Annotated in this window: 16 protein-coding genes and 1 pseudogene; 9 read left to right on the top strand and 8 right to left on the bottom strand. The window is 71.1% G+C overall.

Features of this window, described 5'->3' with window-relative positions:
- Positions 1-264 precede the first annotated feature (264 nt).
- Genes opcA through tkt form a run of 4 tightly spaced genes read right to left on the bottom strand, consistent with a single transcriptional unit; the run spans position 265 to position 6,061 of the window.
- The gene (gene opcA, locus ACIPXB_RS10950; RefSeq protein WP_401447416.1) at positions 265-1,293 is read right to left on the bottom strand and encodes a glucose-6-phosphate dehydrogenase assembly protein OpcA; all 1,029 of its coding nucleotides are present in this window, start codon (positions 1,291-1,293) and stop codon (positions 265-267) included.
- The gene (gene zwf / locus ACIPXB_RS10945; protein ID WP_401448242.1) at positions 1,290-2,819 is read right to left on the bottom strand and encodes a glucose-6-phosphate dehydrogenase; all 1,530 of its coding nucleotides are present in this window, start codon (positions 2,817-2,819) and stop codon (positions 1,290-1,292) included. Before zwf ends, opcA begins: the two co-directional genes overlap by 4 nt.
- A 2-nt stretch (positions 2,820-2,821) precedes the next feature.
- On the bottom strand, positions 2,822-3,940 hold the full coding sequence (gene tal, locus ACIPXB_RS10940) for a transaldolase (protein WP_401447413.1): 1,119 nt from the start codon (positions 3,938-3,940) through the stop codon (positions 2,822-2,824).
- Between the two features lie 33 nt (positions 3,941-3,973).
- Positions 3,974-6,061 carry a transketolase gene (gene tkt / locus ACIPXB_RS10935; RefSeq protein WP_401447411.1) on the bottom strand — a complete coding sequence of 696 codons (2,088 nt, stop codon included), beginning with the start codon at positions 6,059-6,061 and terminating at the stop codon, positions 3,974-3,976.
- Positions 6,062-6,359: 298 nt separating this feature from the next.
- Between tkt and ACIPXB_RS10930 the strand changes: the two genes are divergently transcribed.
- The 3 genes and pseudogenes from ACIPXB_RS10930 to ACIPXB_RS10920 all read left to right on the top strand — a co-directional run bounded on the left by ACIPXB_RS10930 (position 6,360) and on the right by ACIPXB_RS10920 (position 9,314).
- Positions 6,360-7,307, top strand: coding sequence for a heme o synthase (locus tag ACIPXB_RS10930; protein ID WP_401448240.1), 948 nt, complete (start codon positions 6,360-6,362; stop codon positions 7,305-7,307).
- Between the two features lie 24 nt (positions 7,308-7,331).
- Positions 7,332-7,643: pseudogene (locus tag ACIPXB_RS10925) on the top strand (hypothetical protein); the annotation flags it as partial.
- A 516-nt stretch (positions 7,644-8,159) separates the two neighbouring features.
- Positions 8,160-9,314 (top strand): amidohydrolase family protein, encoded by a 1,155-nt coding sequence (locus ACIPXB_RS10920; protein ID WP_401447408.1) that lies wholly within the window; start codon positions 8,160-8,162, stop codon positions 9,312-9,314.
- Positions 9,315-9,347: 33 nt separating this feature from the next.
- Here the strand turns inward: ACIPXB_RS10920 and ACIPXB_RS10915 are convergent, their stop codons facing one another.
- The 4 genes from ACIPXB_RS10915 to ACIPXB_RS10900 all read right to left on the bottom strand — a co-directional run bounded on the left by ACIPXB_RS10915 (position 9,348) and on the right by ACIPXB_RS10900 (position 13,252).
- Entirely contained in the window at positions 9,348-10,307 is a 960-nt protein-coding gene (locus ACIPXB_RS10915) for a heme A synthase (RefSeq protein WP_401447406.1), read from the bottom strand.
- A gap of 33 nt (positions 10,308-10,340) precedes the next feature.
- On the bottom strand, positions 10,341-11,489 hold the full coding sequence (locus ACIPXB_RS10910; RefSeq protein ID WP_401447404.1) for a hypothetical protein: 1,149 nt from the start codon (positions 11,487-11,489) through the stop codon (positions 10,341-10,343).
- 72 nt (positions 11,490-11,561) lie between these two features.
- Entirely contained in the window at positions 11,562-12,329 is a 768-nt protein-coding gene (locus ACIPXB_RS10905; RefSeq protein ID WP_401447401.1) for an ABC transporter permease, read from the bottom strand.
- The gene (locus tag ACIPXB_RS10900; RefSeq protein ID WP_401447398.1) at positions 12,326-13,252 is read right to left on the bottom strand and encodes an ABC transporter ATP-binding protein; all 927 of its coding nucleotides are present in this window, start codon (positions 13,250-13,252) and stop codon (positions 12,326-12,328) included. Before ACIPXB_RS10900 ends, ACIPXB_RS10905 begins: the two co-directional genes overlap by 4 nt.
- Before the next feature lie 339 nt (positions 13,253-13,591).
- Between ACIPXB_RS10900 and ACIPXB_RS10895 the strand changes: the two genes are divergently transcribed.
- From ACIPXB_RS10895 to ACIPXB_RS10870, 6 genes are all read left to right on the top strand, one after another.
- Positions 13,592-14,350, top strand: coding sequence for a helix-turn-helix transcriptional regulator (locus ACIPXB_RS10895; RefSeq protein WP_401447396.1), 759 nt, complete (start codon positions 13,592-13,594; stop codon positions 14,348-14,350).
- Entirely contained in the window at positions 14,347-15,762 is a 1,416-nt protein-coding gene (gene sufB, locus ACIPXB_RS10890) for a Fe-S cluster assembly protein SufB (RefSeq protein ID WP_401447394.1), read from the top strand. The genes ACIPXB_RS10895 and sufB overlap by 4 nt, the downstream gene beginning before the upstream one ends.
- Before the next feature lie 75 nt (positions 15,763-15,837).
- Positions 15,838-17,016, top strand: a complete 1,179-nt coding sequence (gene sufD / locus ACIPXB_RS10885; RefSeq protein ID WP_401447392.1) for a Fe-S cluster assembly protein SufD — start codon at positions 15,838-15,840, stop codon at positions 17,014-17,016.
- Entirely contained in the window at positions 17,016-17,333 is a 318-nt protein-coding gene (locus ACIPXB_RS10880) for a bifunctional 3-phenylpropionate/cinnamic acid dioxygenase ferredoxin subunit (protein ID WP_401447390.1), read from the top strand. The genes sufD and ACIPXB_RS10880 overlap by 1 nt, the downstream gene beginning before the upstream one ends.
- A 7-nt stretch (positions 17,334-17,340) precedes the next feature.
- Positions 17,341-18,105 carry a Fe-S cluster assembly ATPase SufC gene (sufC, locus tag ACIPXB_RS10875; protein ID WP_401447388.1) on the top strand — a complete coding sequence of 255 codons (765 nt, stop codon included), beginning with the start codon at positions 17,341-17,343 and terminating at the stop codon, positions 18,103-18,105.
- The gene (locus tag ACIPXB_RS10870; protein ID WP_401447386.1) at positions 18,102-19,358 is read left to right on the top strand and encodes a cysteine desulfurase; all 1,257 of its coding nucleotides are present in this window, start codon (positions 18,102-18,104) and stop codon (positions 19,356-19,358) included. Before sufC ends, ACIPXB_RS10870 begins: the two co-directional genes overlap by 4 nt.
- The last annotated feature ends 7 nt before the right edge of the window (positions 19,359-19,365 follow it).

Here is a 19,365-nt window from a genome sequence, read left to right as displayed (position 1 = left end):
GGGGGCTGCGCCCCCGGACCCCCGTACGTGCGCTTCGCGCCCGTGCGCTCAAACGCCGCGCGGGCTGGAATGGCGCCACCGAGCCCCATTCCAGCCTCGCCGGCGTTTGAGGCGCGGGGGTACGGGGGCGGAGCCCCCGCATCGCTGGCCGCGCCGGGCGTCCGCTCCCGCGTCGCCGGGCACCAACTCCAGCCCCGCCGGCGATTGAGGCGCCGGGTGGGGAACGGGCCCGCCGCCGGGGACGGCGGGCGGCGGGCCCGGGGGTTACTTCGTTGCCGTCTTCTTCGCCGGCTTGGCCGGCTTGGTCGCCGGCCTCGCGGCGGGCGCGGCGGCCGGCGGCTCGGCCGGGGGCTCGGTGGTGGCCGGTCGGCCCTCCAGCCGGGCCACCCCGAACTTCAGCGCCGACTCGTACGTGTTGTCCGGGTCCAGCCGCCGCAGCTCCTCCGCCAGGAGCTCCGCCGTGTCACGCCGCTTCAGCGCCACCGCCCGGTCCGGCTGACCCGGCATGCACAGCGTCGCCAGCGAGCCGTCCGCCCGGTCCAGGACGATCACGCCGTCCTTGGTCTCCAGCCGGACCGAGGTCAGACCGGGACCGGTCGAGACCGAACGCCGGACGGTGACCTGCAGCCGGTCCGCCAGCCACATGGCCAGCAGCTCGCAGCTCGGGTTGTCGTCCTCGCCCTCGACCGAGGCCGAGACGACCTGGACGTGCTGCTGGTCCAGGGCCGCCGCCAGCATGGAGCGCCACGGCGTGATCCGGGTCCAGGACAGGTCGGTGTCGCCCGGGGCGTACGCCCCGGCCCGCGCGGCCAGGCCCTTGACGGGGTCCTCCGACGCGTAGGTGTCCGAGATCCGCCGCTGACCGAGCGCGCCGAGCGGGTCGCCCGCCAGGTCCGCGGGGGCGCCCTCCGGCCACCAGACCACCACGGGGGCGTCGGGCAGCAGGAGGGGGAGGACGACCGACTGGGCGTGGTCGACGAGTTCACCGTGCAGACGCAGCACGACCGTCTCGCCGGTGCCCGAGTCGGCACCGACCCGGACCTCCGCGTCCAGCCGCGCGTCGCGCCGGCTGCGCGGCGAGCGGCTGACCCGCTTGATGACGACGATGATCCGCGAGGGGTGCTCGTGGGAGGCGTCCTTGGCCGACTTGAGCGCGTCGTACGCGTTCTCCTCGTCGGTCACGATGACCAGCGTCAGCACCATGCCGATGGCAGGCGTGCCGATGTCCCGGCGCGCCTGCACCAGCGCAGAGTTGATCTTGCTGGAGGTGGTCTCCGTGAGGTCGATCTTCATGGCCGGCGCCAGCTCCGTCCGTCTCGTGCGAGCATCTCGTCCGCCTCGACCGGACCCCAGGTGCCCGCCGCGTACTGCGCGGGCTTGCCGTGCTTGTCCCAGTACTCCTCGATCGGGTCGAGGATGTTCCAGGACAGTTCGACCTCCTGGTGGCGCGGGAAGAGGTTCGCGTCGCCCAGCAGCACGTCCAGGATCAGCCGCTCGTACGCCTCGGGGCTGGACTCCGTGAAGGACTCGCCGTACGCGAAGTCCATCGTGACGTCCCGGACCTCCATGGAGGTGCCCGGCACCTTGGAGCCGAACCGCACCGTGACGCCCTCGTCCGGCTGGACCCGGATGACCAGGGCGTTCTGCCCCAGCTCCTCGGTCGCGCCCGACTCGAACGGCAGGTACGGCGCCCGCTTGAAGACCACCGCGATCTCCGTCACCCGGCGGCCCAGGCGCTTGCCCGTCCGCAGGTAGAAGGGGACGCCCGCCCAGCGGCGGTTGTTGATCTCCAGCCGGATGGCGGCGTACGTGTCGGTCTTCGACTTGGGGTCGATGCCGTCCTCTTCGAGGTAGCCGACGACCTTCTCGCCGCCCTGCCACGCCGAGGTGTACTGCGCGCGCACCGTGTGCTTGCCCAGGTCCTCGGGGATCTCGACCGCGCTGAGCACCTTCAGCTTCTCGGCCACCAGCGCCTTGGGGTGGAAGGAGCCGGGCTCCTCCATCGCGGTCAGCGCGAGCAGCTGGAGCAGGTGGTTCTGGATGACGTCGCGCGCGGCACCGATGCCGTCGTAGTAGCCGGCGCGGCCGCCGATGCCGATGTCCTCGGCCATGGTGATCTGCACGTGGTCGACGTACGACCGGTTCCAGATCGGCTCGAACATCGTGTTGGCGAAGCGGAGCGCCAGGATGTTCTGGACGGTCTCCTTGCCGAGGTAGTGGTCGATCCGGAAGACCTCGTCCCGGGGGAAGACCTCGTGGACGACCTTGTTGAGCTCCTCGGCGCTCTTGAGGTCGTGGCCGAAGGGCTTCTCGATGACGGCGCGCCGCCAGGAGCCTTCCTTCTGGGCCAGCCCGTGGTCCTTGAGCTGCTGGACCACCTTGGGGAAGAACTTCGGCGGCACGGACAGGTAGAAGGCGAAGTTGCCGCCCGTCCCCTGTGCCTTGTCGAGCTCCTCCATCGTCGCCTTCAGCGTCTCGAAGGCCGCGTCGTCGTCGAAGTCGCCCTGGACGAACCGGCAGCCCTGGACGAGCTGCTGCCAGACCTCTTCGCGGAAGGGCGTGCGCGAGTGCTCCTTGACCGCGTCGTGCACCTCTCTGGCGAAGTCCTCGTGTTCCCACTCACGGCGGGCGAAGCCGATCAGCGAGAAGCCCGGAGGCAGCAGGCCGCGGTTCGCCAGGTCGTAGACGGCGGGCATCAACTTCTTGCGCGACAGGTCACCCGTAACGCCGAAAATGACCAGGCCCGACGGCCCCGCGATACGCGGGAGCCGCCGGTCCTGTGCGTCACGAAGCGGGTTCGCTCCGTTCACAGACAAAATGCTCAGTCCTCCGCAGGGGCGAGGCGCTGGAGCTCCGCCTCGGTCGACTTCAGCAGGTCGTTCCAGGACGCCTCGAACTTCTCGACGCCCTCGTCCTCGAGCAGCTGCACGACATCGTCGTACGAGATGCCCAGCTTCGCGACCGCTGCCAGCTCCTCGCGGGACTGGTCGTAGGTCGCACGCACGGTGTCACCGGAGATCACGCCGTGGTCGGCGGTGGCCTCCAGGGTGGCCTCGGGCATGGTGTTCACGGTGCCCGGGGCGACCAGGTCCACCACGTACATGGTGTCCTTGTACGCCGGGTCCTTCACGCCGGTCGAGGCCCACAGCGGGCGCTGCTTGTTGGCCTGCGCCTTGTCCAGGGCCTCCCAGCGCTCACCCGCGAAGACCTGCTCGAAGGCCTCGTAGGCCAGCCGGGCGTTGGCGAGCGCCGCCTTGCCCTTGAGGGCCTTGGCCTCGTCGGTGCCGACCGAGTCCAGGCGCTTGTCGATCTCGCTGTCCACGCGGGACACGAAGAACGAGGCGACCGAGTGGATCTTCGACAGGTCCAGGCCGGCGGCCTTCGCCTTCTCCAGGCCCGCCAGGTACGCGTCCATGACCTCGCGGTAGCGCTCCAGCGAGAAGATCAGCGTCACGTTGACGCTGATGCCCTTGCCGATGACCTCGGTGATCGCCGGCAGGCCGGCCTTGGTCGCCGGGATCTTGATGAGCGTGTTCGGCCGGTCCACCAGCCAGGCCAGCTGCTTGGCCTCGGCGATGGTCGCCGCGGTGTCGTGGGCCAGCCGGGGGTCGACCTCGATGGAGACCCGGCCGTCCTGGCCGTCGGTCGCGTCGAAGACGGGGCGCAGGATGTCGGCGGCGTCGCGGACGTCCGCCGTGGTGATCATGCGGATGGCCTCGTCGACCGTGACCTTGCGGGTGGCGAGCTCGGTGAGCTGCTGCTCGTAGCCCTCGCCGCCGCTGATGGCCTTCTGGAAGATCGCCGGGTTGGTGGTGACACCGACCACGTGCGACTGGTCGAGGAGCTCCGCCAGGTTGCCGGACGTGATGCGCTTGCGGGACAGGTCGTCCAGCCAGATCGCCACGCCCTCGTCGGAAAGGCGCTTGAGTGCGTCTGTCATGGGATTACATCTCCTACTTGGTTCGTACCGGCGTCAGCGCGCGGCGGCGGTGATCGATTCCTTGGCTGCCGCGGTCACGGCCTCGGCGGTCAGGCCGAACTCGCGGAACAGCACGTTGCCGTCGGCGGACGCGCCGAAGTGCTCCAGCGACACGATCCGGCCCGCGTCGCCGACGTAACGGTGCCAGGTCAGGCCGATGCCCGCCTCGACCGCCACTCGCGCCCTGACGGACGGCGGCAGCACGCTGTCCTTGTACTCCTGGTCCTGCTCCTCGAACCACTCGACCGACGGCATCGAGACCACGCGGGCCGGGATGCCCTCGGCCTGCAGCGCCTCACGCGCGGCGACGGCGAGCTGGACCTCGGAGCCGGTGCCGATGAGGACGACCTGGGCGTCGCCGCCCTCGGCCTCGAAGAGCACGTAGCCGCCCTTGGCGGCGTTCTCGTTGCGCTCGTACGTCGGCACGCCCTGACGGGTGAGGGCCAGGCCGTGCGGGGTGCCCTTGCCGAACACCTTGGTGTGACGCTTGAGGATCTCGCGCCAGGCGATCGCGGTCTCGTTCGCGTCGGCCGGGCGGACCACGCTCAGGCCCGGGATGGCGCGCAGCGAGGCGATGTGCTCGACCGGCTGGTGGGTCGGGCCGTCCTCGCCGAGGCCGATGGAGTCGTGCGTCCACACGTAGGTGACCGGCACGTGCATCAGCGCGGAGAGGCGGACGGCGTTGCGCATGTAGTCGGAGAACACCAGGAAGGTGCCGCCGTAGATACGGGTGTGGCCGTGCAGCGCGATGCCGTTCATCTCCGCGGCCATGGCGTGCTCGCGGATACCGAAGTGGATGGTGCGGCCGTACGGGTCGGCCTCCGGCAGCGGGTTGTCCTTCGGCAGGAACGAGGAGTTCTTGTCGATGGTGGTGTTGTTGGAGCCGGCGAGGTCGGCCGAGCCGCCCCACAGCTCCGGGATGACCGCGCCGAGCGCCTGGAGCACCTTGCCGGAGGCGGCGCGGGTGGCGACGCCCTTGCCCGGCTCGAAGACGGGGAGCTTGTCCTCCCAGCCCGCGGGCAGCTCGTTCGCGTTGATGCGGTCGAACTCCGCGGCGCGCTCGGGGTTCGCGGTGCGCCAGGCGGAGAGGTCCTTCTCCCACGCGGCCTTGGCCTCGCGGCCCCGGTCCAGCGCCTTGCGGGTGTGCGCGATGACCTCGTCGGCGACCTCGAAGGTCTGCTCCGGGTCGAAGCCGAGGACGCGCTTGGTGGCCGCGACCTCGTCGTCGCCGAGCGCCGAGCCGTGCGCGGCCTCGGTGTTCTGGGCGTGCGGGGCCGGCCAGGCGATGATCGAGCGCATCGCGATGAAGGAGGGGCGCTCGGTCTCAGCCTTGGCGGCCGCCAGCGCCGCGTACAGCGCCTTGGGGTCGAGGTCGCCGTTGGGCTGCTGCTCGACGCGCTGCACGTGCCAGCCGTACGCCTCGTACCGCTTGAGGGTGTCCTCGGAGACGGCCGTCTCGGTGTCGCCCTCGATGGAGATGTGGTTGTCGTCCCACAGCAGCACCAGGTTGCCGAGCTTCTGGTGACCGGCCGTCGCGGACGCCTCGTGGGAGATGCCCTCCTGGAGGCAGCCGTCACCGGCGATCGCGTAGATCATGTGGTCGAACGGCGAGGTGCCCGGAGCGGCCTCCGGGTCGAACAGGCCGCGCTCGTAGCGGGCGGCCATGGCCATGCCCACCGCGTTGGCGATGCCCTGGCCCAGCGGGCCGGTGGTGGTCTCGACGCCGGCCGTGTGGCCGTACTCCGGGTGGCCGGGGGTCTTCGAGCCCCAGGTGCGGAAGGCCTTGAGGTCGTCCAGCTCCAGCCCGAAGCCGCCCAGGTACAGCTGCGTGTACAGGGTCAGGGAGGAGTGGCCCGCGGAGAGCACGAAACGGTCACGGCCGACCCACTCCGGGTCCGCCGGGTCGTGGCGCATCACCTTCTGGAAGAGGGTGTAGGCCGCGGGGGCCAGGCTCATGGCCGTGCCGGGGTGGCCGTTCCCGACCTTCTGTACTGCGTCCGCGGCCAGGATGCGGGCGGTGTCGACGGCCCGCTGGTCCAGTTCGGTCCACTCGAGCTCTGTGCTGGTCGGCTTGGTGCTCACCGTTGGTCAGGGCTCCTCTCCACATGTCTGATGTCCCGGTGACGAACGGTGTCCCCGGCGCGATTCCGAGCCTACCCTCGCAACGGCATGCAGCTATTCGAGTGCCAGCAGCCTGTCACCACCTTGCCACGTCGGGTTTGTCCGCTCGTGGCGTTCCCGCCGGTGTTGCTTCGGTCGGCCCAACACGAGCCGACCCCCGCGCAGGGCGACGGAAGAGCAACGTCTAGAGTGGCGTGGTACGCGCAAGTCTTCACCGGGCCTTCATGTCGTCCGGAGCTTGCTGGATTCTCTGTCAGGGGTGTGCGTGACGGCCGTCGAATCCCGTCCAGCGGGGGTGCTCGGGACGAGCCCGGGTCACCGGCCGTTCGGGGCCCGGGTCATGGCTTTCGTGGCATTGACCAAGCCGCGAATCATCGAACTTCTGCTGATCACCACAGTCCCGGTGATGTTCCTCGCGGAGCAGGGTGTGCCCTCGATGTGGCTGGTCCTCGCGACCTGCATCGGCGGTTACCTGTCGGCGGGCGGCGCCAACGCGCTGAACATGTACATCGACCGCGACATCGACGCCCTGATGGACCGGACCTCCCAGCGCCCGCTCGTCACCGGCATGGTCAGCCCGCGCGAGTGCCTGGCGTTCGGCATCACCCTCGGTGTGGTCTCCACCGTCTGGTTCGGACTGCTCGTCAACTGGCTGTCGGCCGCCCTCGCCCTCGGCGCGCTCCTCTTCTACGTCGTCGTCTACACGATGCTGCTGAAGCGGCGCACCACCCAGAACATCGTCTGGGGCGGCATCGCGGGCTGCATGCCGGTGCTCATCGGCTGGTCCTCGGTCAAGAACGAGGTCTCCTGGGCCGCCGTCATCCTCTTCCTCGTCATCTTCTTCTGGACGCCGCCGCACTACTGGCCGCTGTCGATGAAGGTGAAGGACGACTACGCCCGGGTCGGCGTCCCGATGCTCCCGGTCGTGGCCGGCAACCGGGCCGTGGCCAAGCAGATCGTCCTCTACAGCTGGGTGATGGTCGCCGTCTCGCTGCTGCTGCAGCCGCTCGGCTACACCGGCTGGTTCTACACCGCGGTCGCGCTGGTCTCCGGCGGCTGGTGGCTGTGGGAGGCGCACGCGCTCCAGGCACGGGCCAAGGCGGGCGTGACGGGCGCGAAGCTCAAGGAGATGCGCCTGTTCCACTGGTCGATCACCTACGTGTCGCTGCTGTTCGTGGCGGTGGCCGTGGATCCCTTCCTCCGTTGATTACTCGCCGGTAGCATCTGCGGTATGGCAGAAACGAAGCAGGAGCGCACCGCGGCGAAGCTCGCGAAGCAGATCGGCGCCTTCTCCCAGCAGCACGGCGGCGCCGAGGGGCAGCTCGCGTACATCGGCCAGGCCGGCACCCGGATCGTGCTCGTCGGCGCGGACGGCGGCTGGGGCGACCTGGTCGCCCCCACCCACGAGGTGGCCGAGCTGGCGGCGCGCAAGGCGGGGCTGGCCCTCCAGGAGGACTTCGACGGGGAGCTGGCCGCCCGGGTCCGCACCGGCCCGTACGAGTGGACGCGCATGGCCGGCATCCAGATCGGCGGCCCGGCCAACCCGCCGGTCGCCGTGGCCGAGCCGGAGCCGGAGGCCGTGCCGGAACCCGAGGCCGCCCCTGAGCCGGAGCCCGTCGCCGAGGCCAAGGCCACCGCGCCCGCGGCCAAGCCCGCCCCTGAGGCGAAGCCCACCTCTGAGGCGAAGCCCGAGGCCGAGGTCAAGGCCGCGCCCGCGGCGGAGGCCCAGACCGAGCCCACGGCGAAGGCCGAGCCGGAGCCCCAGGCCGAGCCTGAGGCCAAGGCCGCGCCCGAGGTGAAGCCGGAGGCCGAGCCCGCGCCGGAGCCCAAGGCTGAGCCCGCGGTCAAGCCCGCGCCGGAGGCCAAGGCCGAGACCGAGGCGGAAGCCGAGCCGGAGGCCAAGGCTGAGGCCGAGGCCGAGGCGAAGGGTGACGCGGAGAAGACCGACCCCGCCCCCGGGGACGGCTCGGTCAACAGCACGAGCAACACCTGACACCCCCGTCACCCGTTAGGACGTGTGGAAGGGCATCACGCCTCACGTCCGCAACGGGATGACCGGATGATCGAAACGCCGCCCCTGGTGGACCAGTACTGCCACGGAGTGCTCCGTACGGAGCTGGGTCTCGGCACGTTCGAGGCCCAGCTGAGCCGTTCGGGCCGGCCGGCCGCCGCCGGCACCACCTTCTTCGACACCCAGACCGGCTTCGCCGTGCGCCGCTGGTGCCCGCCGCTGCTGGGCCTGGAGCCGCACTGCCCGCCCGCCCGCTATCTGGCCCGGCGCCGTGAACTCGGCGTCGCCGAGACCGGTCGCCGGCTGCTGCGCGGCTCCGGCATCTCCACCTATCTGGTCGACACCGGCCCGCCGGGCGACCTCACCGGGCCGCGCGAGCTGGCACTGGCCGGGGACGCCGAGGCGCACGAGATCGTACGGCTGGAGCTGCTGGCCGAACAGGTCGCCGACACCTCCGGCACGGCCGGGGCCTTCCTCACCAACCTCGCCGAGGCCCTGCACCACGCGGCCGCCGAGGCGGTGGCCTTCACCTGCGGAGCGGACGCCGGGTACGGCGCCGCGCTCGCGCTCGCCCCCGAGCCGCCCGGCCCCGGCGAGGTGCGCGGCGCGGCCGGCCGGTGGCTGGCGCGGCGGGCCAAGGGGGACGCCGTACGGGATCCGGTGCTCCTGCGGCACCTGCTGTGGAGCGCGGTGGCCTCCGGGCTGCCGCTGCAACTGCACGCCGGCGCCGGGGATCCGGTCGAGCGCATCGACCGTACCGATCCGCTGCTGCTGACGGACTTCGTACGGGCGACCGCGGGTCTCGGCACGGACCTGGTCCTGCTGCACGGATATCCGTACCACCGGCACGCGGCGCACCTGGCGGCGGCCTTCCCGCACGTGTACGCCGACCTCGGACCGGCGCTCGCGCACACCGGGGCGCGGGCCGCCGAGGTGCTGGCGGAGCTGCTGGAGCTCGCGCCGTTCGGCAAGCTGCTCTTCTCCAGCGGCGGGCGGCACCTGCCCGAACTGCACGTGGTGGGCGCCCGGGTGTTCCGGGAGGCGCTGGGCCGGGTGCTGGGCGGCTGGGTCGGCGAGGGCGCCTGGTCGCTGCGGGACGCCGAGCGGGTGGCCGCCATGATCGCGGCGGGCAACGCCCGGCGCGTCTACCGGCTGGACCGGCGCGCGGCGGCGCGTGCGGTCCAGCCGGTTCCGCTCGGGTGAGCGGGGAGCGGGTAGTGGCGCGACAGGCCCTGGCTAGGCGGCCGAGAGGGCCGGGTCGGCCTGGGCCGGGATCTCCGCCTGCTCCCGCGGCCGCTCGCGCAGGCTCAGTACGACGCGCAGCACCGCGATCCACACCAGGCAGGAGCCGAGCATGTGGGCCGCGACCAGGACCTCGGGCAGCGCGGTGAAGAACTGCACGTAGCCGATGGCGCCCTGCGCCAGCAGCACGATCAGCAGGTCGCGGGCGCGGGCCCGGGTGTCGTCCGGCGCGTCCACCACCCGCAGCACCAGCCACATCGCCACGGCCAGCGCGCACACGACCCACGCCGCGACGGCGTGCACGTGCGCGGTGGTCTCCCAGTCGAAGGGCATCCGGGGCACGTCGCTGCTGTCACCGGCGTGCGGACCCGAACCGGTCACCACCGTTCCGGCGGCGATCAGCACCAGCGTGGTGGCCACCAGCGCCCAGGACAGCTTGCGCACCGGTCCCGGCACCCGGGGCCGGGGGGCGGCGTCGCCCTCGCGGCTGCGCTGCCAGGTGAGCGTGGTCACCGTGATGAGCGCGGTGGCGAGCAGGAAGTGCCCGGCCACGCTCCACGGGTTGAGCTTGGTGTGGACGGTGATGCCGCCGAGCACCGCGTTGGCGCAGACGATCCAGAACTGCGCCCAGCCGAGCCGGGTCAGCGAGCGGCGCCACGGCTTGGCGCAGCGGGACGCGAGGATGCACCAGCCCACGGCCGCGCTGACGACGTACGTCAGCATGCGGTTGCCGAACTCGATGGCGCCGTGGATGCCCTGGTCCTGAGTCGTGATCAGGCTGTCTTCGGTGCACTTGGGCCACGTGTCGCAGCCGAGGCCGGAGCCGGTCAGCCGGACCGCCCCGCCGGTGATGACGATGACGACGGTCATGACGAGGGCGGCGAGTGCGGCCCGCTGGACGATCCGGGGTGACGGGGTCCAGCGCGCGGCGAGGTAGGCGAAGGGGTTAAACACGCCCCTATCGTAGGCGGCCCCTTGTGCAAACTTTCACGAGGGGGTGTCCAGTGGCGCCGCCGTCGTCGGTTCCGGCCCGACGACCAGCCGGAACCTGGCCCCGGCCGGGTCGCCCTCCTCCTGCCACCAGACATGGACGCGCCAATAGCCGTGGGATCCGGGGTAGTCGGCGGACTCCAGGAAACCGGCCATGAGTTCGTCCGCTACGTCCGCAGCTGTCCGGTTTCGTACCTCGGCGGCGCCGTGCCAGGGCGCGGGGAGCGCGGACCAGGTGCCGTCGGGGCCGCGGACCTCGAAGCGCCACACCGCCAGCCAGGGGGTGACGTCGAGCATGGTCTCCACGTTCTCGGGGTCCAGCCCCAGCCGGGTGGCCATCGCCCCGGGCTCCACGCCCTGGATCCGCGCGGCCACCACGGCCTGGGGCAGCAGCGGTTCGGGCAGCAGGCCCTGGGCGCGCAGGGAGACCAGGGCCTCGAAGCCGAGGAAGCGCAGCCGCAGTTGCAGCTGCCGGCCGAGGTGCTCCAGCGCCTCCTCGGCCTCCTGCCGGGCCTGGGGGTCCTCGCCGGTCACCAGCAGCCGGCGGAAGTCGCCCTCGGCGTGCACCGCCCACGCCACGGCCTCGGCCACGCTGCCCAGCTCCGCGAGCCGGTCGCCGAGGAAGACCTTGGCCTGCGCGAGTCCCCGGTGGTTGACCGGGTCCTGCTGGTCCAGGCCCGCCCAGACGTCCACGGCCGCGCGGGTCAGGTCGCGGGCCCGTTCGCCGGACGCGCGTTCCATGGGGTCCGGGCCCTCGGTGGCGGCCGCGCCCAGCGGGTACCGGGGCAGCCGCAGCCCGTCGCTGAGCGGCCAGGCCAGCCAGACCCCCTGGTTGATCAGGCCGCGGGCGTACCAGCGGGCGTACTCGGGGTGGTGGCCGGCGGCCTGCTGGGCGTGGCGCAGGCCCTCCTCGATCGCGGAGAGGGCGCCCGCCCGGTCCCCGGCCGCGAAGCGCCGGGCCGCGAGATCGCCCAGGCGCAGGCCGAGGCGGGCGGCGCACTCCGGGTCGGTCCGGGCGGGTTCGCGCAAGGCGGCGATCAGCTCGTCCAGGAGCTTCTCGCGCTCGGCCGGATCGGCCTCCTCGTCCCCCGACCGGATCCTCGCCCACCGTTCGTCCAGCCGCAGAGCGGCCTCTCGCTGCGCCATGCCCGCCCCCCGGCGTCACGTCATGTGGTCAGGCGTACATCCTCCCGGCCGGGTGGCCCCGGCGGAAGGGATTCACTCCCAGCGGAAGAAGCGCGCGGCCGCGCCCAGGCCCAGCGCCGCCCACCCGGTGAGCACCGCGACGTCGCCCCACGGCAGGGCGGCCCCGTGCTGGAGCACCTCGCGCAGCCCCTCGGACAGCGCCGAGATCGGCAGCAGGCCGAGGACGGACTGCACCGCCGACGGGAACTTCTCCAGCGGAACGATCACCCCGCCGCCGACCAGCAGCAGCAGGAAGACCAGGTTCGCCGCGGCCAGGGTCACCTCGGCCTTCAGGGTCCCGGCCATCAGCAGTCCGAGCCCCGAGAAGGCCGCCGTACCCAGCAGCAGCAGGACGGCCACGGCGAGCGGGGACCCCTGCGGCGACCAGCCCAGCCCCAGGGCGATCGCCGTCAGCAGGGCGATCTGGAGCACCTCTGTGACCAGCACCGACAGCGTCTTGGCGGTCAGCAGCGCCCAGCGCGGCAGCGGGGAGGCGCCCAGCCGCTTCAGTACGCCGTAGCGGCGGTCGAAACCGGTGGCGATGGCCTGGCCGGTGAAGGCCGTGGACATCACCGCGAGCGCCAGGACGCCGGGGGCCAGGAAGTCCACCGGCTCGCCCGCGCCGGTGTCGACGATGTCGACGGCGGAGAAAAGGGTCAGCAGCAGCGCCGGGATGATCACCGTCAGCAGCAGCTGCTCCCCGTTGCGCAGCAGCATCCGGGTCTCCAGCGCCGTCTGCGCGGCGATCATCCGGGACACGGGCGCGGCCCCCGGGCGGGGGGTGAACGTACCGGCGCTCATGCGCGCAGCTCCTTACCGGTGAGCTCCAGGAAGACGTCCTCCAGGGTGTGCCGCGCCACGGAGAGGCTGTCCGGCAGGACGCCGTTCTGGGCGCACCAGGAGGCGACGGTGGCCAGCATCTGAGGGTCGACGTCGCCGGTGATCCGGTAGACGCCCGGGGTCGGCTCGGCGGCCTGGGTGCCGTCGGGCAGCGCCTTGAGCAGGGAGGCGAGGTCGAGGGCGGGGCGGCCGGTGAAACGCAGGGTGTTCTCGGCGCCGCCGCGGCACAGCTGCTCGGGGCTGCCATGGGCGATCACCCGGCCCGCGTCCACGATGGCGACCCGGTCGGCGAGCTGCTCGGCCTCGTCCATGTGGTGCGTGGTGAGCACGACGGTGACGCCGTCGGCGCGCAGCTCCCGTACCAGCTCCCAGGTGGCCCGGCGGGCCTGCGGGTCCAGTCCGGCGGTCGGCTCGTCCAGGAAGACCAGCTCGGGGCGGCCGACCACGGCCATGGCCAGGGAGAGCCGCTGCTGCTGGCCGCCGGAGAGCCGGCGGTAGGGGGTGCGGCCGCAGTCGCCCAGCCCGAGCCGCTCCACCAGGGGGTCCACGTCGAGCGGGTCGGCGTACAGGGAGGCCATGTGGCGCAGCATCTCGACGGCGCGGGCGCCGGAGTGGACGCCGCCGGACTGGAGCATCACACCGACCCGCGGGCGCAGGGCGGCGGCGTCGGCGACGGGGTCGAGGCCCAGGACGCGGACGGTGCCGGCGTCGGGGCGGCGGTAGCCCTCGCAGGTCTCCACCGTGGTCGTCTTGCCCGCGCCGTTGGGGCCGAGGACCGCCGTGACCGAGGACCCCGGTACGTCGAGGTCCAGGCCGTCCACCGCGGTCTTGGCGCCGTACCGCTTCACCAGTCCGCGGATCACCACGGCGGGGTCGTTGCTCATGCGGGTGAGTCTACGGAGCGGTAGGAGGGCCTCCGGGGCCCGGGGCGGAGCCCCTGTCCGTCACTCGGACGCCGTAGTTCTCTCGCGGAGATCTTTCTCCGGAACGGAAGGTGACGGGTCCGGGACGTCCCGCGGGCGGCCGCGGGACGGCGGGGGAGGACGTACGCGCTCGTCGGAGGGGCTCCGCGGGGGCCGCGCGAGGCCCCTCCGCTGAGCCGGCACCCCTCGCGCACCGTCACTCTGCGTCGACAGATTAGGTAACCCTTAGTGATGGATGACACCAGGAGTGGCCTCGGTCACGGCTTGTCGGGCCTCGCGTAATTACGCAACAATGGTGTTGTGAAAAACGGCGAACGGCAGAACGAGACCCCTCAGGGGGAGCTCGCGCCCGGGGAGCGGTCCACCCGCAACCGGGTCGCGCGCTCCATCCTGGACCACGGTCCGTCCACCGTCGCCGACCTCGCCCAGCGTCTCGGCCTCACCCAGGCCGCCGTCCGCCGCCATCTCGACACGCTCGTCGCCGACGACGTGGTCGCACCCCGTGAGCAGCGCGTGTACGGAGCGCGTACCCGGGGCCGGCCCGCCAAGGTGTTCGCGCTGACCGACTGCGGCCGCGACGCCTTCGACCAGTCGTACGACACGCTCGCCGCCGACGCCCTGCGCTGGATCGCGCAGGCCGCGGGCGGCGGGGAGCGGGGCGAGGCCGCGGTGGCGGCGTTCGCCCGGGCGCGACTGGCGGCGCCGGCCGAGACCTACCGGGAAGCGGTCGAGGCGGCGGACCCCGCGCAGCGCACCGAGGCCCTTGCCAAGGCGTTGACCGCGGACGGGTACGCTGCTACGGCGAAGAGCGCTCCCGGTCCGCACAGCGGTGAACAGCTCTGCCAGCACCACTGCCCGGTCGCCCATGTCGCCGAGCAGTTTCCGCAGCTCTGCGAGGCGGAGACCGAGGTCTTCTCCCGCCTGCTCGGGACCCATGTGCAGCGTCTCGCCACGATCGCCCACGGCGACGGGGTGTGCACGACCTTCATCCCGCGAAGCGCCGCACCACAGACCAACACATCAGCATCTGCAAGCACGGCCGGGAGGAACCCCGCATGACCACGGAGACTGCTCACCCTGAGCTCGAGGGTCTGGGCAACTACGAGTACGGCTGGGCCGACTCCGACGCGGCCGGTGCCGCTGCCAAGCGCGGTCTGAGCGAGGACGTCGTCCGCGACATCTCCGCGAAGAAGAACGAGCCCGAGTGGATGCTGAAGCTCCGCCTCAAGGGCCTGAAGCTCTTCGACAAGAAGCCCATGCCCACCTGGGGCTCGGACCTCTCGGGCATCGACTTCGACAACATCAAGTACTTCGTGCGGTCCACCGAGAAGCAGGCCGAGTCCTGGGAGGACCTGCCGGAGGACATCAAGAACACGTACGACAAGCTCGGCATCCCGGAGGCGGAGAAGCAGCGCCTCGTCGCCGGTGTCGCGGCCCAGTACGAGTCCGAGGTCGTCTACCACCAGATCCGCGAGGACCTGGAGCAGCAGGGCGTCATCTTCCTGGACACCGACACCGCGCTCAAGGAGCACCCGGAGCTGTTCCAGGAGTACTTCGGCACGGTCATCCCGGTCGGCGACAACAAGTTCGCCTCGCTGAACACCGCCGTGTGGTCGGGCGGCTCCTTCATCTACGTCCCCAAGGGTGTCCACGTGGACATCCCGCTCCAGGCCTACTTCCGTATCAACACGGAGAACATGGGCCAGTTCGAGCGGACGCTGATCATCGTCGACGAGGACGCCTACGTCCACTACGTCGAGGGCTGCACCGCCCCGATCTACTCCTCGGACTCGCTGCACTCCGCCGTGGTCGAGATCATCGTGAAGAAGGGCGGCCGCTGCCGCTACACGACGATCCAGAACTGGTCGAACAACGTCTACAACCTGGTCACCAAGCGCGCCGTGGCGTACGAGGGCGCGACCATGGAGTGGATCGACGGCAACATCGGTTCCAAGGTCACCATGAAGTACCCGGCCGTCTACCTGATGGGCGAGCACGCCAAGGGCGAGACCCTGTCCATCGCCTTCGCGGGCGAGGGCCAGCACCAGGACGCCGGCTCCAAGATGGTCCACATGGCGCCGAACACCTCCTCGAACATCGTCTCCAAGTCGGTGGCGCGGGGCGGCGGCCGCACCTCGTACCGCGGTCTGGTCGAGATCGGCGAGGGTGCCGCGGGCTCGAAGAGCAACGTGCTGTGCGACGCCCTGCTCGTCGACACCATCTCCCGCTCGGACACCTACCCCTACGTCGACGTCCGCGAGGACGACGTGACGATGGGCCACGAGGCGACCGTCTCCAAGGTCTCCGACGACCAGCTCTTCTACCTGATGGCCCGCGGCCTCTCGGAGTTCGAGGCCATGGCCATGATCGTGCGCGGCTTCGTCGAGCCGATCGCGAAGGAGCTGCCCATGGAGTACGCGCTGGAGCTCAACCGGCTGATCGAGCTGCAGATGGAGGGCTCGGTCGGCTAGTCCGCCCGCCTCCGTTCCGCAGCGCATTCTTTGACGTAGACGTGTTCTTTTAAGAGAGCGAGCAAGACGACAGCCATGGCTGAGGCTCAGAACATCCCGACGGGTTCCACCACCGCCGGCTCGATCGCGGTGGCCGCGGAGTCCACCGTCGCCACCCGGATGAGCGCGCCCCCGTCCTTCGACGTGGCCGACTTCCCCGTGCCGCACGGCCGCGAGGAGGAGTGGCGCTTCACCCCGCTGGAGCGGCTGCGCGGCCTCGCCGACGGCACCGCGGTCACGGACGGCACGATGAAGGCCCAGATCGACGCGCCCGACGGCGTGACGGTCGAGTCCGTCGACCGCGGCGACGAGCGCCTCGGCAAGGCGGGCACCCCTGTCGACCGGGTCTCCGCGCAGGCGTTCTCGTCGTTCGCCAAGGCCACGGTCGTCACGGTGCCCAAGGAGACCGTGCTCGCCGAGCCGATCCGCGTCGCCCTGCACGGCGAGGGCGGCACGACCTTCGGTCACACCGTCTTCGACATCAAGCCGTTCGCCGAGGCGATCATCGTGATCGACCACACCGGTGACGGCGTGCGCGCCGCCAACGTCGACGTCCTCGTCGGCGACGGCGCCAAGGTCACCTTCGTGTCCGTGCAGGACTGGGACGACACCGCCGTCCACACCTCCCAGCACAACGCGCTGCTCGGCCGCGACGCCAGCTTCAAGTCCGTCGTGGTCACCTTCGGCGGCGACCTCGTCCGCATCCACCCGCGCGTGCGCTACGCCGGCCCCGGCGGCGAGGCCGAGATGCTCGGCCTCTACTTCACCGACGCGGGCCAGCACCAGGAGCACCGCCTCCTGGTCACCCACGACGCACCGCACTGCAAGTCCCACGTGGTCTACAAGGGCGCGCTGCAGGGCGAGGGCGCGCACGCGGTCTGGATCGGCGACGTCCTGATCGAGAAGTCCGCCGAGGGCACCGACACCTACGAGATGAACCGCAACCTCGTCCTGACGGACGGCGCCCGGGTCGACTCGGTGCCGAACCTGGAGATCGAGACCGGCGAGATCGTCGGCGCCGGCCACGCCTCGGCGACCGGCCGCTTCGACGACGAGCAGCTCTTCTACCTGCAGGCCCGTGGTATCCCGGCCGACGAGGCCCGCCGGCTGGTCGTGCGCGGCTTCTTCGCCGAGCTCGTCCAGCAGATCGGCGTCGAGGACATCGAGGAGCGCCTGATCGCCAGGATCGAGTCCGAGCTCGAGGCGTCCGTCTGATGTCCTACGTCAAGGCCTGCGCGCTGAGCGAGCTGGAGGAGAACACCCCCAAGCGGGTGGAGATCGACGGCACGCCGGTGTCCATCGTCCACACCGAGGGCGAGGTGTTCGCGATCAACGACATCTGCTCGCACGCGAACGTGTCGCTCTCGGAGGGCGAGGTCGACGACTGTGCGATCGAGTGCTGGCTGCACGGCTCGGCGTTCGACCTGCGTACCGGCAAGCCGTCCGGGCTCCCCGCGACGCGCCCCGTACCCGTATACCCCGTAAAGATCGAAGGGGACGATGTGCTCGTCTCCCTCACCCAGGAGTCCTGAGGCACCCATGGCAACGCTTGAAATCCACGACCTGCACGTCTCCGTCGAGGCCGAGAACGGAGCCCGCGAGATCCTCAAGGGCGTCGACCTCACCGTCAAGCAGGGTGAGACGCACGCCATCATGGGCCCCAACGGCTCGGGCAAGTCCACCCTGGCGTACTCGCTGGCCGGTCACCCGAAGTACACCATCACCGGTGGCACCGTGACCCTCGACGGCGAGGACGTCCTGGAGATGTCCGTCGACGAGCGCGCCCGTGCCGGTGTCTTCCTCGCCATGCAGTACCCGGTCGAGGTCCCCGGTGTCTCGGTCTCCAACTTCCTGCGCACCTCCGCCACGGCGATCCGCGGCGAGGCCCCCAAGCTGCGCACCTGGGTGAAGGAGGTCAAGGAGGCCATGGCGCGTCTCCAGATGGACCCGGCCTTCGCCGAGCGCAACGTCAACGAGGGCTTCTCCGGCGGTGAGAAGAAGCGCCACGAGATCCTCCAGCTGGAGCTCCTCAAGCCGAAGATCGCGATCCTCGACGAGACCGACTCCGGCCTGGACGTCGACGCCCTGCGCATCGTCTCCGAGGGCGTCAACCGCGTCCGCGAGACCGGTGAGGTCGGCACCCTGCTGATCACCCACTACACGCGCATCCTGCGCTACATCAAGCCTGACTTCGTGCACGTGTTCGCGAACGGCCGCATCGCCGAGTCCGGCGGCGCCGAGCTCGCCGACCAGCTGGAGGCCGAGGGCTACGACAAGTACGTGAAGGGTGGCGCGACCGCGTGACACAGCTGCCTGGCCTCCTCGACATCGAGGCGATCCGCAAGGACTTCCCCCTGCTGGATCGTGTGGTCCACGACGGGAAGAAGATCGTTTATCTGGACAACGCGGCGACCTCCCAGAAGCCGCGCCAGGTGCTCGACGCGCTGAACGAGTACTACGAGCGGCACAACGCCAACGTCCACCGCGGCGTGCACGTGCTCGCCGAGGAGGCCACGGCGCTGTACGAGGGCGCCCGCGACAAGGTCGCCGCCTTCATCAACGCGCCGAGCCGCGACGAGGTGATCTTCACCAAGAACGCCTCGGAGTCGCTCAACCTGGTCGCGAACATGCTCGGCTGGGCGGACGACCCCTACCGGGTCGACCGCGAGACCGAGATCGCCATCACGGAGATGGAGCACCACTCCAACATCGTCCCCTGGCAGCTGCTCTCGCAGCGCACCGGCGCGAAGCTGAAGTGGTTCGGCCTCACCGACGACGGCCGCCTCGACCTGTCCGACATCGAAGAGGTCATCACGGAGAAGACGAAGATCGTCTCCTTCACGCTGGTCTCCAACATCATGGGCACGATCAACCCGGTCGAGGCGATCGTCCGGCGCGCGCAGGAGGTCGGCGCGCTGGTGCTGATCGACGCCTCGCAGGCCGCTCCGCACATGCCGCTGGACGTGCAGGAGCTCGGCGCCGACTTCGTGGCCTTCACCGGCCACAAGATGTGCGGCCCGACCGGCATCGGCGTGCTCTGGGGCCGCCAGGAGCTCCTGGAGGACCTGCCTCCGTTCCTCGGCGGCGGCGAGATGATCGAGACCGTGTCGATGCACGCCTCGACGTACGCGCCGGCGCCCCACAAGTTCGAGGCGGGTACGCCCCCGATCGCCCAGGCCGTCGGCCTCGGCGCGGCCGTGGACTACCTGACCGCGATCGGCATGGACAAGATCGCCGCGCACGAGCACGCGATCACCGAGTACGCGGTCAGGCGCCTCCAGGAGGTTCCCGACCTGCGGATCATCGGCCCCACCACGGCCGAGGACCGCGGCGCCGCGATCTCCTTCGTGCTCGGTGACATCCACCCGCACGACGTCGGCCAGGTCCTGGACGAGCAGGGCATCGCGGTCCGCGTGGGCCACCACTGCGCCCGCCCGGTCTGCCTGCGGTACGGAATTCCCGCGACCACGCGAGCGTCGTTCTACCTGTACTCCTCTCCGGCCGACGTCGACGCACTGGTCGACGGGCTGGAGCACGTACGGAACTTCTTCGGATAACGAGGGC

The sequence above is a fragment of the Streptomyces sp. NPDC090022 genome (assembly GCF_044748145.1).
In the GTDB taxonomy this organism is placed as follows: Bacteria; Actinomycetota; Actinomycetes; order Streptomycetales; family Streptomycetaceae; genus Streptomyces.
The sequence above is the reverse complement of the archived record's forward strand: the minus strand, read 5'-3'. Positions and strand labels throughout refer to the sequence as shown.